At 67.9% G+C, this 12,817-nt stretch carries 10 protein-coding genes; 1 reads left to right on the plus strand and 9 read right to left on the minus strand.

What is annotated here, in order from left to right; translation table 11 throughout:
• Positions 1–371: 371 nt before the first annotated feature.
• The 8 genes from V7053_RS14940 to V7053_RS14975 all read right to left on the minus strand — a co-directional run bounded on the left by V7053_RS14940 (position 372) and on the right by V7053_RS14975 (position 10,685).
• Positions 372–953 (minus strand): cadmium resistance transporter, encoded by a 582-nt coding sequence (locus V7053_RS14940; protein ID WP_334173060.1) that lies wholly within the window; start codon positions 951–953, stop codon positions 372–374.
• A gap of 524 nt (positions 954–1,477) precedes the next feature.
• Complete coding sequence (locus V7053_RS14945; protein ID WP_334173061.1) at positions 1,478–3,037, minus strand: FGGY-family carbohydrate kinase; 1,560 nt, start codon at positions 3,035–3,037, stop codon at positions 1,478–1,480.
• A 166-nt stretch (positions 3,038–3,203) separates the two neighbouring features.
• The gene (locus V7053_RS14950; RefSeq protein ID WP_334173062.1) at positions 3,204–4,166 is read right to left on the minus strand and encodes a sugar-binding transcriptional regulator; all 963 of its coding nucleotides are present in this window, start codon (positions 4,164–4,166) and stop codon (positions 3,204–3,206) included.
• A 66-nt stretch (positions 4,167–4,232) separates the two neighbouring features.
• Complete coding sequence (locus V7053_RS14955; protein ID WP_334173063.1) at positions 4,233–5,684, minus strand: FGGY family carbohydrate kinase; 1,452 nt, start codon at positions 5,682–5,684, stop codon at positions 4,233–4,235.
• Between the two features lie 90 nt (positions 5,685–5,774).
• A complete protein-coding gene (locus tag V7053_RS14960; RefSeq protein WP_334173064.1) occupies positions 5,775–6,029 on the minus strand; it encodes a biotin/lipoyl-containing protein in 255 nt (84 codons plus the stop codon).
• Positions 6,030–6,045: 16 nt separating this feature from the next.
• Positions 6,046–8,112: an alpha-ketoacid dehydrogenase subunit alpha/beta gene (locus V7053_RS14965; RefSeq protein ID WP_334173065.1), complete on the minus strand. Its 2,067-nt coding sequence runs from the start codon at positions 8,110–8,112 to the stop codon at positions 6,046–6,048.
• A gap of 5 nt (positions 8,113–8,117) precedes the next feature.
• Complete coding sequence (locus tag V7053_RS14970) at positions 8,118–9,008, minus strand: class II fructose-bisphosphate aldolase (RefSeq protein WP_334173066.1); 891 nt, start codon at positions 9,006–9,008, stop codon at positions 8,118–8,120.
• A 27-nt stretch (positions 9,009–9,035) separates the two neighbouring features.
• The gene (locus V7053_RS14975) at positions 9,036–10,685 is read right to left on the minus strand and encodes a glycerol-3-phosphate dehydrogenase/oxidase (protein WP_334173067.1); all 1,650 of its coding nucleotides are present in this window, start codon (positions 10,683–10,685) and stop codon (positions 9,036–9,038) included.
• A 711-nt stretch (positions 10,686–11,396) separates the two neighbouring features.
• Between V7053_RS14975 and V7053_RS14980 the strand changes: the two genes are divergently transcribed.
• Positions 11,397–12,164, plus strand: a complete 768-nt coding sequence (locus V7053_RS14980) for an SDR family oxidoreductase (RefSeq protein ID WP_334173069.1) — start codon at positions 11,397–11,399, stop codon at positions 12,162–12,164.
• A 349-nt stretch (positions 12,165–12,513) separates the two neighbouring features.
• Here V7053_RS14980 and V7053_RS14985 read toward each other — a convergent pair.
• The coding region (locus tag V7053_RS14985; protein WP_334173068.1) for a transposase at positions 12,514–12,817 on the minus strand (304 nt) is incomplete at its 5' end.

The raw sequence follows: 12,817 nt of genomic DNA on the forward strand, positions 1-12,817 counted from the left end.
CCCGGAATGGCCGGGTTCATCACCCGACAGCCCGCCGACCAGCCGGACTAGCGTCCGCCCGACACGATCCGCTCCCGCAAGGCGGTTCACCGCTCCTAGACCCTCGCCCAGAACTGCCGCAAAAGGGAATTTTGGACTTCAACGCCCCGAAAACCCACGCCAGGCTCAGCGGTCGGCCACCTTTGAGAGGGAGTCAGGGTGGAATCCATCTTCGTTCCCAGTCGTCTGCCGAACCGGCTTCGAGAGGACCGCGACGGGAACATCAGTGCCCGATTGCGTGTGCTGCTAGCAGCAGGCGTCCGATCCATCGGAGGACTTCCCCCGAGGCCACCCCTTCCTCGGTGCCCGTCGCCGCAGTGGCGATATGAGCGTCAGCTGAGGGATTCGAGGGCCGAGCGTCCCAGGATCACGAGGCCGATGAGGATGTAGAGGAAAGGGACGACATGGGGAGCGATACGCCTCGTCAGGTGGACGGCGACCGGACGGCTGCTGATCCAGCATGCTGCGAGGCACCAGAGTGCGGTCATCACGGCGAAGACCGCGATGGTGGCCAGGCTCGCCGACGTGGTCATGACCCTGAAGAGGGGCACATAGGCAGTGATGTTGTCGGCTCCGTTCGCCACGGTCATGAGGGCTACGGATGTGACCGTGCTTCCAAAGCGAGTGGAGGTCCTTTCCGATGCCCGTCCTTTCGGTTTGAGGAGCGCATACAGGCCGATGGCCAGCGGTGCGAGGCCGAGAAGCCCGACCCATACGAGTGGGACGCCCTCAAGACTGCGAGCGATCGCGAGGGACACGGCTGTCAGCGCGCCTATGCCGACGAACTGGCCCACCCAGATCCGGCGAGCGGCCTCCGGGCCCCTGACGAACGCGGTGAAGAGCACTACGAGCAGGACGAAGTCATCGGCGTTGGTCGCAGCGAATGCTCCCACAGCCTCCGAGAAGACCAGCAAGGGAACCTCCTGTTGATCCCCTCCACGCGGTGTCGCTCAACGATGGGTCGTGACGCTGAGGAATGCAAGGTCGCGGTCGGCTCTGAGGAACGAAACCCTAGAAGGACGGGCGTCAACCTGGTCCTGAGGATCAGCTTCGCCCGCAATCCACACCACACTCGGGGTGGTCGACGTTCCTCGGGGCCAGGCCGCCGCGGCCCCGGCTCCGCTTTGCCCCCGCTCCGGGGCTGACAGTGAGGGCCGCCTCGCAGGCTGTGGAGTTCTACCGGCGGGCGTTGGGATGCAGGGATCTCTCCGAGCATGTACTGGATTGTCATCGGGATGGTCATCGCGCCCGTGCGGTTCACCACGCATGCCCCGGGTTGCGCTGCATCATCCCAGGGCCGTGCCGACCGTCGCATCGGGGCCGAGTCTGCCCTGCATGGGGCAGGATTCGGGGCCTTGGAGTGCACCTGGTAGCCCGGTAGGGATCAGAATCGGGGATGGTGAAGGGACGGGCCGCAGAACGGAATTTCCTTCCTGGATCACTTCTGGCGCAGTCCTATCGAGCGGAGCGCCGCGAAGTGGCTTTGGAGCGACGGGTACAGGTCCTTGTAGAGTTCGAAGTACTCGGCGTAGACCTCGTGGTTCCGTGGGTCCGGCTCGAGGTGATCGCGATAGCTGCTCCACTCTGCTGTGGCTTTGAAGTCGGGGAGGATGCCGACTCCGACTCCGGCGAGGATCGCGTCCCCGCGGGGGGCTCCGGTCCTGTCGGCGACGAGGGCGGTCGGCAAGCCGAAGACGTCGGTGATGATCTTGCGCCAGACCTCGCTCTTGGCACCGCCCTCGTTGAACACGATCGGTTCGTTGATCTTGATCCCTGTGCGGCGCAGGACCGAGAAGGAGTCGAAGAGGGCGTAGGCGACTCCTTCCATGAAGGCCCGGAAGATGTGGCCGCGGGTGTGGTGCAGGGAGAGGCCGAAGAGGACGCCGCGTGCGGAGGTGTCCCAGATGGGGGAGCGTTCCCCCATGAGATAGGGCAGGGCTATGAGTCCTGCGCTGCCGGCAGGGATGTCCCGGGCCTGGAGCGTGAGCAGGTCGTAGGAGCTGACGCCGAGCATGCGCTCGACGTCTGTCTCGAGCCGGCCGAAGGTGTCCCTGAGGTACCGGAGGGCCTGACCCCCGGTGGTCGTTACTGCGACGGCGGAGAAGGTGTCCCGGGGCGAGGTGGTGTAGGGGATGTTGACCATTCTGAGGCCCTCGGGGGAGCTGAGGTAGTCCATGTTCTGGTGGACCACCCCCAGGACTCCGCTCGTGCCGAGGTTCACCTGGGCGTCCCCGGGCTCCACTGCTCCCCCCGCTATCCATCCGGCATTGCAGTCGACCTGGCCGCCGACGACTGGGGTCCCGGCCAGCAGCCCGGTCGCTTCGGCGGCGGCCGCGCTGACTTCCCCGATTACCTCGGTGCAGTCGCAGAGTCGGGGGATCAGGTCGGGGAGGACGCCGATCCGCTCGAGGAGCTCGGGGCGGAAGGTGCTGTTGCGGATGTCGTAGGCGACACCGTAGAACGCGGCGGAGCTGACGTTGAGGGTGGTCTGGCCGGTGAGCCGGGCGACGATGAACCCGTCGATCGTGAGTGCCTTGTGCGTCCTGCTGTACGTATCGGGCTCGTTCCGCTTGTACCAGAGCAGGTTGACGATGCTGGGGTGGTCCTCGATCCGGTTGGCCGTGACCTCCTCGATGAGGGCGTCGCCGAGGGTCTCCCGGATGAGGAGGACTTCCTCGGTGGCACGGCGGTCCATGAGGTTCAGGGCCGGTGCCACCGGCCGGATCTGCTCGTCGACCAGGACCATCGAGGGCAGGGCGCTGGAGATGGCGGCGCCGGCGATCTGCTCGGGCAGGCTGCGGCTCTCGCGGAGGACCTCGCCGACCAGCTCACAGGTGGCACGCCAGTAGGTCTCGGGGTCGTGCTCGGACCAGCCCGGCCTGCGGTGGGAGATGGGGTACTCGCGGTAGGCATAGGCCAGGACGTGGCCCTCGGCGTCCATGATGCATGCCTTGGCGCCTCCGGTGCCGAAGTCGATTCCCAGCAGCAAGGGGGCCATCGTCCTGCCTTTCTCCGGGTTGGCCTCCATCGGCCTCCGTCGGAGTACGACGCCGAGCGGATGCACATTTGTGATAGTAATCACTTTCGTGAATTCAGGCTAGTGGCCTGGACTACGGGTGTCAATGGTTCAGCAGGTGGGTCGAGGCTGGGCGGCGCAGGCGGGGTCAGAGCTGTTCGAGGGCCAGGGCGAGGGGGCTGTCGAGGACCAGGACGTGGACGAGGCCGCCTCGGATGGCGGCCCTGACCGCCTGGGCCTTGCGCTCCCCGCTGGCCACCCCGACGACGGTGGGTATCTGCTTCAGGTCCTCAAGGTCCAGGGACAGGATGCGCCGGTTGACGGCAAGGTCGAGCTGCCTTCCCTCGCTGTCGTAGAAGCGGCCGGAGATCTGCCCGACTGCCCCGTGGTCCTGGGCCTCCTTCAGCTCGGCGGCGGACGCCCCGGCGCGCTGGAGGAACAGTTCGGAGCTGCCCATCCCGTACTGGCCGATGCCGAGCACGGCCACGTCGGACGCGCGGGCGGCGGAGAGGGCCTGGGCGACCTGCTGCGTCTGGGACAGGGCCGAGGCGGTGGCTTCGTCGGGCGTGGTGGCGGGGGCGTTGAAGTACTGGTAGCGCCCGCCGAGCTTCTCGGCCAGGTTGCGGACGAGGTCATGCCCGGAGAACCGGGAGTCGATGCTGAGCTCGCCGGCGACCTGGACGACTTCGACGTCGACGCGTCGGCTGAAGTGGGCGCTGTCGACCATTGCCTCGGTCGTCCTGCCCCAGGAGAGCCCGAGGACCTGGCCGTCCTTGAGGTTCCTGTCGAGCCAGTTGCATGCGGCCTGGCCGACGGCGAGGAGGCCGTGGCTCTCTCGTCCCACGCCCGTCTCCCGGGCGGGGACGACGACGACCTCGCGGACGCCGTCGTGGGAGAACCGGGACAGGAGCCTCTGCTCGAGCAGGGGATCCCGGTCCAGCGGGTAGGAGATCTCGAACCTGACGATGTACTGCTCCCTGGCGGCGCTGAGCATCCGGGAGACATTGGAGCGCGTGACGCCCAGTGCGTGCGCCACCTCCATCTGGGACATGCCCTGGACGTAGTACAGGAAGGCGGCATGGGCCAGCCGTTCGGCGCTTAGTCTGGCCACGTCTGCTCCTTTCGCTGCAGGGCTCAATCCTATCGGCGCAGAGGCATTGGCCGCTCCCGGGGAGGGTCAGAGGTTGCGCCCGATGAGGTCCTTCCATCGGGAGAAGCCCTCGAGGGCGTATGAGCGCTGGGGAGAGGGACTGAACCGGCGGCCTTCCTCGTCCTGGGCGTGGATGTCCCGGCCGATGGTCCTCGCCGCCATCCGGGCGATGCCCAGGGCGGTCAGTTCCCGGTTCTGGGGGCGGACCACGTCCGAGCCGGTGAGGTCCGCCATGAGCTGGCAGAGGTAGTCGCTGTTCGCCCCACCCCCGTCGACCGAGAGGACACCGCGCCGTCCGGCCGAGGGTGGGACGGCATCGAGGAGGTCGAAGGCCCCGAAGGCCATGCTCTCGATGCCCGCCCTGACCACGTCCGCCGGGGTCGTGTCCATCCGAAGGCCTCCGATGATGGCCCCGGACCCCTTCGGCCAGCGGGGCGCGCCGAGCTCGGTGAAGGACGGGACGAGGTAGACGCGGTCCTCCGCCTCCAGCGGGGAGCGGTCTACGACGTCCGGCAGGGACGGCAGGGCGTGCATCCGCGTGAGCCAGGAGAGGGTGTAGCCGCAGTGGAAGGAGGATCCCTCCATCTCGTAGACGGCTCGCTGCCCGGGCGAGGACCAGGCGACCGAGGTCACGAGGCCGCCGTCCCAGACGGGCTCGTCGCCGATGTTGACGTTGACCACTCCCGAGGTCCCGAAGGTCGCCTTGGCGGCCCCGCGGTCCCTGCAGCCGTGCCCCATCAGGGAGGCCTGCTGGTCTCCGGCCATGGCGGTGATGGGGATGCGGGCTCCGGCCGCCGCGGGGTCGGTGAGGCCGAAGTGGGCCGAGGTGCTCCGCAGCGCCGGCAGCGCTGCGGCGGGGATGCCCAGGGCCTCCGACAGGGCCGGGTCCCATTCCAGGGAGGAGAGGTTCAGGAGCTGGTAGCGGGAGGCGTTCGAGACGTCGGTGGCGTGCACGGAGCCCCCGGTGAGGGAGTACAGGAGCCAGGAGTCCAGGGTTCCGACGGCGAGCTCGCCGGTTGCGGCGAGGGCCTTCAGGCGCGGTTCGGTGTCGAAGAGCCAGGCGACCTTGGACCCGAAGAAGAACGAGTGGTTCCTCAGCCCGCTGACCTTGTGGATTAGCTCCGCGGTCCCGTCGGCGTCCCACCGGTCGACGATGCCCTGGCTCTGCTGGGACATCCACATGATTCCGTCGTGGACCGGCCTGCCGTCCTTCCGTGACCATGCGAACGCCGTCTCCCGCATGTTGGTCACCCCGATGCAGAGGGCGTCGGGGGCCTGGGCGGCTGCTTTCCTCAGGACCCGGGTGCAGGCGCCGAGCACCGCATCGGGGTCGATTTCGACGCGGTGCGGGCCCGGGGTCTTCAGCGTGAGGCCCTCGCTGGCGGCGACCCGCTGGCGGCCGGTGTCCGGGTCGATGAGCAGGGCGCGAACCGACTGGGTGCCGCAGTCGAGCGCTATGACAGTTTCGGGCGCTGCCAAGGTCTCTCTCCTCTCTGCTTCCCGGTGCCGGGGCCGCGGTCCCTGCCGCAGCAGCTCCCGGCACCGGGGTGGCTTCCTCGACAAGCGGGGCTATTGGGGCACTGCCTCTCCTTCGTCGCCGATGTAGGCGATGACGGTGCCGGCGCTGACCGTGGAGCCGGCGGGGGCGACGATCTTCAGGAGGGTCCCGTCGGCGACGCATTCCACCTCGAGCTGGGCCTTGTCGGTTTCCACGCTCAGGAGCGGCTGGCCCATCTCGACTTCCTGGCCCTCTTCGACGAGCCATTCCTGGATGTAGTTCTCATCGCTGGTCTGTCCGAGGGCTGGCATGACGATAGCTTCCATGGCTGTTCCTTGTCCGTCAGTGGCGGTCGTGGGAGAGGACGTTCCGGATGGCCGCCTCGATCTGGGAGGGCTGGGGCAGCACCGATTCCTCCAGGGGCGGGGAGAACGGCATCGGGATGTCCCGGCTGGCGATCCGCTGGATGGGGGCCTTGAGGTGCCCGAAGAGCTCCTGGCCGATCCGGGCGCTCACTTCGGCGCCCCACCCTCCGGTGAGGTGGGCTTCGTGGGCGATGACGAGCCTGCCGGTGCGCCTGACGCTCTCGGTCACCGTCTTCCAGTCGAAGGGGGACAGCCAGACCGGGTCGACGACTTCGAGCTCGATTCCCTCCGCCGAGAGCCTCTCCGCGATCTCGAGGGCTGCGTAGAGCTCGGTGAAGGTGGCCAGGACAGTCGCGTCCCTGCCCCTGCGCCTGATGCGGGCCTGCCCGATGGGCAGGGTGAAGTTCTCCTGCGGGACGAAGGCCTTGGTGTCGATCGATCCGGCCTCCTTCCGCTTGGCGCCGTACAGCAGCTTGTGCTCGAAGACCAGCACGGGGTCCGGGTCGCGCAGGGCGGCCGTGAGGGCGCCCTTGGCCGTGTAGGGGTCGGAGATGCACAGGACCTTGAGGCCGGGGACGTGCATGAAGAAGCTCTCCGGGCACTGGGAGTGCTGGGCGCCGCGCTGGGATGCCCCGACTGGGCACCGCAGGACCATCGGAATGGTCAGCTTGCCGTTGGACATGTACCGCTGCTTGGCGGCCTCGTTGACCAGCTCGTCCATGGCCTCGAAGACGAAGTCGGCGTACTGGAGGTCCGGCAGGGTGCGCAGCCCTCCGACCGCGGCGCCGATCGCCGCCCCGATGATCGCCTTCTCGCTGATCGGGGTGTCGATCACCCGGTCCCGGCCGTATTCCTCGGCCAGGCCCTGGTAGATGCCGAACGCGCCGCCGAAGCCGCCGGGGACGCCCACGTCCTCTCCCAGGAGAACGAGCGAGGGATCTGATGCGAGCTCGCCGAAGAGGGCTTCGCGGATGGACTCCGCGATGGAGATCGTCCGTTCATCCGGCCCCTCCCCGAGCGGCCCGGCGGCCTCGGCCTCCTGGGGCGGGTTCCCGTAGACGATCCGGGGGGCGAGGGCTTCGGCTGGGTCGGGCCACGGTGCCTGCTGGGCGTGCTTGAGCGCGGCGGCGATCCGCTTCTTGGCCCGGGAGGCGGCCTCCTTCACCTGGTCCTCGTCGGCGATGCCCTCTTCCACCAGCCTTGCTCCGAAGGCCTTGATCGGGTCCTTGGCGCCCCAGAGCGCTTCCTCTTCCTTGGTGCGGTAGCCGCGGGCGTCCCCGCGGCTGTGGCCGACATAGCGGTAGGTGAGGAACTCCAGCAGGACCGGGCCCTGGCCGCTGCGGGCGACCTCGAGTGCCCGCTCGGTGGCGGAGCGGACGGCGAGGACGTCCATGCCGTCGGCCTGCTCGAAGGGGATGCCGTAGGCCTGGCCGCGGGAGGCGACGTTGGTGTTGCGGGTGGTCTCGTGGAAGGGCGTGGAGGCGCCGTACATGTTGTTCTCGCACACGAACACGACGGGGAGGTCGAACGCGGCGGCATAGTTGACCCCTTCGTGGAAGGCGCCCTCGTTCGCCGCACCGTCGCCGAAGAAGCAGACCACGACGTTGTCGGTCCCCTTGCGCTTGAGCGCGTGGGCGAGGCCGGGGGCGATCGTGATCCCGCCGCCCACGATCGCGATCGAGGGGAGGATCCCGAGTTCGGGGTCGCCTAGGTGCATCGAGCCCCCTCGTCCGCCGAGGCACCCCGTGGCACGGCCGTAGATCTCTGCCATCGCAGCGCCGGGGTCGAGGCCCTTGGCGAGGGCGTGGCCGTGGGGGCGGTGGGTGGAGGTGATCCAGTCCTCGCGGCGCAGCAGTGAGCACACCCCCACGGCCACGGCCTCCTGGCCCTGGGACTGGTGCAGGGTGCCCGGTATCTCGCCCTGGAGGTAACGCAGGTATGCGGTCTGCTCGAACTGGCGGATCAGGACCATCTCCTCCAGGAGGTGGAGGCCGTCCCCGGTGGAGAGGCCAGCGTCCGGGCTTGCTGTGAGAAGCTGTCCCATCGTGCCTATGCCTTCCCCGAGGAGCCGAAGACGTCCATGAGGCGCTGGATCTCGCGGGCGAGGGCGGCCGCCGCCCTGGAGTTCAGGTCGCCGTCGAAGCGGGAGCCGAAGGCGAGGTTCGGGTCCTCCACCGGGGCCTGCAGCTCCCGGGCGAGGGCCTGGCCGAAGACGTGCTTGAGCCGGGTTCCGACGTTCACTTTGGTGATGCCGGCCGCGACCGCCAGCCGGGTCTGGTCGTCAGGGGTGCCCGACCCGCCGTGCAGCACGAGCGGGACCTTGACGGCGTCCCGGATCTGCCTGATGAGGTCGACTTGGACGGTGGGGGTGTGGCCCCCGGTGACGAAGTGGACGTTTCCGACTGCCACTGCCAGGCAGTCCACGTTGGTCTCGCGGACGAAGGTCTCGCCCGCTTCGGGAGTGGTGTAGGAGGCCCCCGCTTCCTGCAGGACCCCGTCCTTGACCTCGGCCAGGGCCCCGATCTCGCCCTCGACCGCGACGTCGACGGCGTGGGCTGCCGCGACGAGGGCGGCGGTGTCGGCGATGAGCCTGTCCTGGCTCCAGCCCTGCGTGTGCATCATCACCGAGTTGAAGCCCGCGCCCAGGCCTCCGGCAGCCTCGGCGAAGCTGTCGGCCTCGTTGAACAGCGTCGCGACCGGGACGCCGGCCCTCTTGGCGAGCATCTCGGAGACCGCCCCGTAGAGGTGGATTCCGTGCTCCCTCAGCCACCCATGGTTGGCGGAGAGGCCGCCGATGCCGATGATGACCGGGGACCGGTTCTCCTCGGCGGCCGCGACGGTGGCTTCGAGGCTGTACACGTCCCAGGACTCGAAGTATCCGACGGCGTATCTGTTCTGTTCGGCATGCTCGAGCAGCTCGGGCAGCGGTACAAGCGGCATTGTCTTCTCCAGTTCTCTCAGATTGGGTCAGGTGGCGGAGGGGGCCGGAACTGCGGGAGGCTCCGCATGCTCGGGCGCTCGATGCTTGCTCGCCCATGCCCTGTAGGCCTGGACCTCTGCCTGTTCGCGGCGTTCGTCCCACCCGAGCTCGCCCCCCATCAGGCGGGCGGCGGCGGGAGCCGCGGCCTCGGCCAGGCCGGGGGACCAGGACAGCACCAGCCGCCGGGCGAGCACGTCGATGAGGGTCTGGGCGAACTCCTCGCGGACGGAGAGGACGACTTCGGCGCCGAGCGAGTGGGGGTATCCGGGGAGCGGCCGGGCCAAGGCCGGCTCGGCACGCGCCAGGCGCTCCACCCTCTCGGCCCGCATCCCGTACAGGGAGAGCAGGCGTTCGGCGGTGCCCTTGCCGAAGGCGCTGGAGCGCAGGAATCGGCGCCTGAACGAAGGCCAGTCCTCGCATCGGGCCCCCGGAAGCTTCAGGGCAGTCGCGGGGGCGCGGCGCCCGAGCCTGTGCAGGCGCCCGGCCCAGAGGCCGCCCGGGCGCCGGCTCCGCTCAAGCACGTCCATCGCCATCTCTCCGAGCGCCCGGTGGGTGGTCAGCTTGCCTCCGGTGACGCTGAAGAGGCCGCGGATCCACGGATCCGCCACGACGTGGTGGTCCCGGCTGACCTCGGCCGCAGAGCCCGCCGAGGGGGTGAAGGGCAGGGGGCGGATCCCAGAAACCGTGTAGAGGATGTCTGCCTCCCCGAGGTGGGCCGAGGGGATCAGACGGTTGACTTCGCCGAGCAGGTAGGAGATCTCCTCCCGGCTCATGGACGCGTCGGCGGGATCGCCTTCGAAGAAGATGTCGGTGGCACCGATGAGGTAGTTCCCGTCTGGCAGGGGGAGCACCAGCACAGCGCGCCCGTCGCTTGCGGCCTCGTAGTGGACGCCGGTGGAGGGCGCCCCCGGGAAGGGTCCGACGGCGAAGTGGGAGCCCTTCGTGCCGCCGATCAGGCGGGTACGGCTCCCGGGCACCTCCGCCAGGAGCCGGTCGGCCCATGGGCCGGCTGCGTTCACCACGGAGGAGGCGATCTGGGTCATGGCTCGCCCCGTGATCGTCTCCCTCAGCTCTGCCCTGATCCCCTCCGGGGTCTCGGAGAGGCGTTCGACACGAGTGTGTGTGCTGAGACGGCCTCCCAACCCCACCACATCGAGGGCCTGCTCTATGCAGAGCCGCTCCGCGTTGGCGGCCTGCGCGTCGAAGTACAGTGCTGCGCCCCGGAGCCCCCGCTTCTCGAGCCCCGGGTAGTCCCGCTCCAGATCCTTTGCTGACAGCAGCCGGTGCCGGGGCGTCGTCTTGTCGTACGAGAGCAGGTCGTACAGGGCCATTCCCACCCGGAGCATCCAGGCAGGGCGGCGGTTGTGGTCGTAGAAGGGGATCAGCAGGGGGTAGGGGCTGACGAGGTGGGGAGCCGAGCGCAGGAGGCGCTCCCGCTCCCGCAGCGATTCCCGCACGAGCCGGAACTCCATGTTCTCCAGGTAGCGGATCCCCCCATGGACGAGCCTGCTGGAAGCGGACGAGGTTCCCGCAGCCAGGTCCTCCCCGTCGACCACGGCAGTGGACCACCCGCGCAGCGCAGCCTCCCGGGCGATCGCCAGGCCGTTCACCCCTGCCCCGACCACCAACAGGTCCACGGCGGGGAGGAGGGGAACAGTGGAATTGGAAACCTCACAATCGTGAAATCTATCACATTTGTGATTCATACTTGGAAGTATGGCGTAGGTCATCTGGGAGTGTCAACGACGGCCGCCCGCGGCTGGGGGAAACGGGGGATCCGCACCAAGAGTCCATCACGTCGCCCGAATGCGCCGCCCACGGATGCTGCGGAAGCCACGACAGCCACACCGGAAAGGCGCCCAAGACCAGGATGGGCCGGGGCTGCGGCGGGGGCACGCTGTCGGGGAGCGCGCCCGCGCAGCGGGCCGGCGAGTTTCCGGCAGGGCGACGAGGCGCACCTCCTCGTGCCGCTCTTGACTTCCTTGGGGAGTGTGGGTTTCACTCGAACACACGTGAACCTCATCACATATGTGACCAAAGGAATCTCCGCACACCTCCTTCCCTCCGACGCCTTGACCTGGGCCCTCCGCCGAGACTCGGCTCCATGTCGAACCGAGCATCGGAAGATGTCGACGTTGCGGTGACAAAGCGCCAAGCCGAAACGCCTTCCTCATCGATAAGGCTCCAGCGTCCCAGCGAGCACATGAGGATACCGCCGGAAGGCGGCGGCGGAGACGGATTGGTTCGAACCGTTCTAGGACGAAGCCTGCACAGCCAGCAAAGCCGCACTCGTTTCGGCGCTGGCGGGCTAGCTCCGTGCAGCTTGAAATTGGAGGAAAATTGTGACGATGGAGTTGTCGAAATTCGATCTCAGCGGCCGAGTCGCGGTGGTGACGGGAGCCGCCAGTGGAATCGGTCGAGCGACTGCTGTCGGGCTCGCCGGGCTCGGGGCCGCCGTTGGCTGTGTGGATCTGGGGGGTTCCGATCTCGAGGGGGTGGCTGCGGAGATCAAGCGTTCGGGAGGAAAGGGACTTGCAGTTGCGGTAGACGTGACTGACAGGACTGGCTTGGATGGGGCGGTCCAGCGCATCGAAGGAGATCTGGGGCCGGTTAGCGCCGCGGTGAATGCTGCAGGGATTGCAAATGCAGAGCGTGGCGAAGTGATGCCCTCGACCCAATGGCAGAAGGTCATCGATGTCGATCTGACAGGAGTCTTCTTCTCCTGCCAGGCGGAGGCCTCATCAATGTTCAGGGCAGGCGGTGGATCGATCGTGAATATCGCCTCGATGTCTGCCAGGATTGCCAATCGCGGCCTCTACCAGGCCCACTACAATGCAGCCAAGGCCGGAGTAGTTCAACTGGGACGGAGCTTGGCATGGGAATGGGCAGATAGGGGAATCCGGGTCAACAGCGTCAGCCCCGGCTATACCAAGACCCCAATGACTCAACGGCCGGAACAGGCCAACGCAATGGAAGGATACGCGAAGGAAACGCCGCTGGCGCGCAATGCCGTTCCCGACGATATTGTCGGACCGGTGGCATTCCTGCTAAGCGAGGCCGCATCCTTCGTGACAGGGATCGACCTTCTGGTGGACGGCGGTTTCACGATCTGGTGAGGAACGACCCAGCATGCCTGTTGGCAGGTGGAAGTAGGTGGAATACTTGATTTCTCCCACCTGGAAGTCGAAGCTGCTGGCTAGTCCACCGTGCGTCCTGTCTCAAGCGCAGATGCTGGGACGAGCCTGTTTTGAGTCCTCCGTCCGCCCGCTTTGCCTGCTGGCCCAGCTCGTTCGCCGCGGGGCCTCGTGGTCACCCGTCGGATCGGAGGTCGCTCTCCACAACCCCTCCGCTGCATGCGAGCAGGAACCTCGTTCGGTGCGGGGAGGTGCGCGGCGCGAAACGGTCCCCGTATGCGGGCTTGCATCTCTTCGCGTTTCCGGGGGAACGGTCCTGCTGGGAAGAGTGTCACGCCGCTGTCTGAGCGGCGCGCCTGAGCAGGATACGCGACCGGTAGTCCTCCGGGTTGCGGGAGCCGCGTCCAGTGCGTTCGATGTTCTTGATCGCGGTGTTGTTCGCCTCGACCTTGGCAGTGGTCGCCCCGGTGGTGATCAGGACCTCGATCTCGTTCCACCACCGCTTCACGGTGTGCAGGAGGCGCTTCGCCTTTCGCATCGGTGCCGCCTCGACCAGGCCCCCGAGGATCCGCAGGTGGTCGCCGCCCTCCTCGAGCGAGCCGGAGGAGAGCAGGACGCGGAGCTGTTCCTTTGCC

It is taken from the genome of Sinomonas sp., from assembly GCF_036848755.1.
Lineage (GTDB): Bacteria > Actinomycetota > Actinomycetes > Actinomycetales > Micrococcaceae > Sinomonas.

What these genes read in the sequence shown, in the direction of transcription:
- V7053_RS14945 (WP_334173061.1), bottom strand. Translation starts at nt 3,037, where the DNA reads ATGGCCCCCTTGCTGCTGGGAATCGACTTCGGCACCGGAGGCGCCAAG.
- V7053_RS14960 (WP_334173064.1), bottom strand. Translation starts at nt 6,029, where the DNA reads ATGGAAGCTATCGTCATGCCAGCCCTCGGACAGACCAGCGATGAGAAC.
- V7053_RS14965 (WP_334173065.1), bottom strand. Translation starts at nt 8,112, where the DNA reads ATGGGACAGCTTCTCACAGCAAGCCCGGACGCTGGCCTCTCCACCGGG.
- V7053_RS14970 (WP_334173066.1), bottom strand. Translation starts at nt 9,008, where the DNA reads ATGCCGCTTGTACCGCTGCCCGAGCTGCTCGAGCATGCCGAACAGAAC.
- V7053_RS14980 (WP_334173069.1), top strand. Translation starts at nt 11,397, where the DNA reads ATGGAGTTGTCGAAATTCGATCTCAGCGGCCGAGTCGCGGTGGTGACG.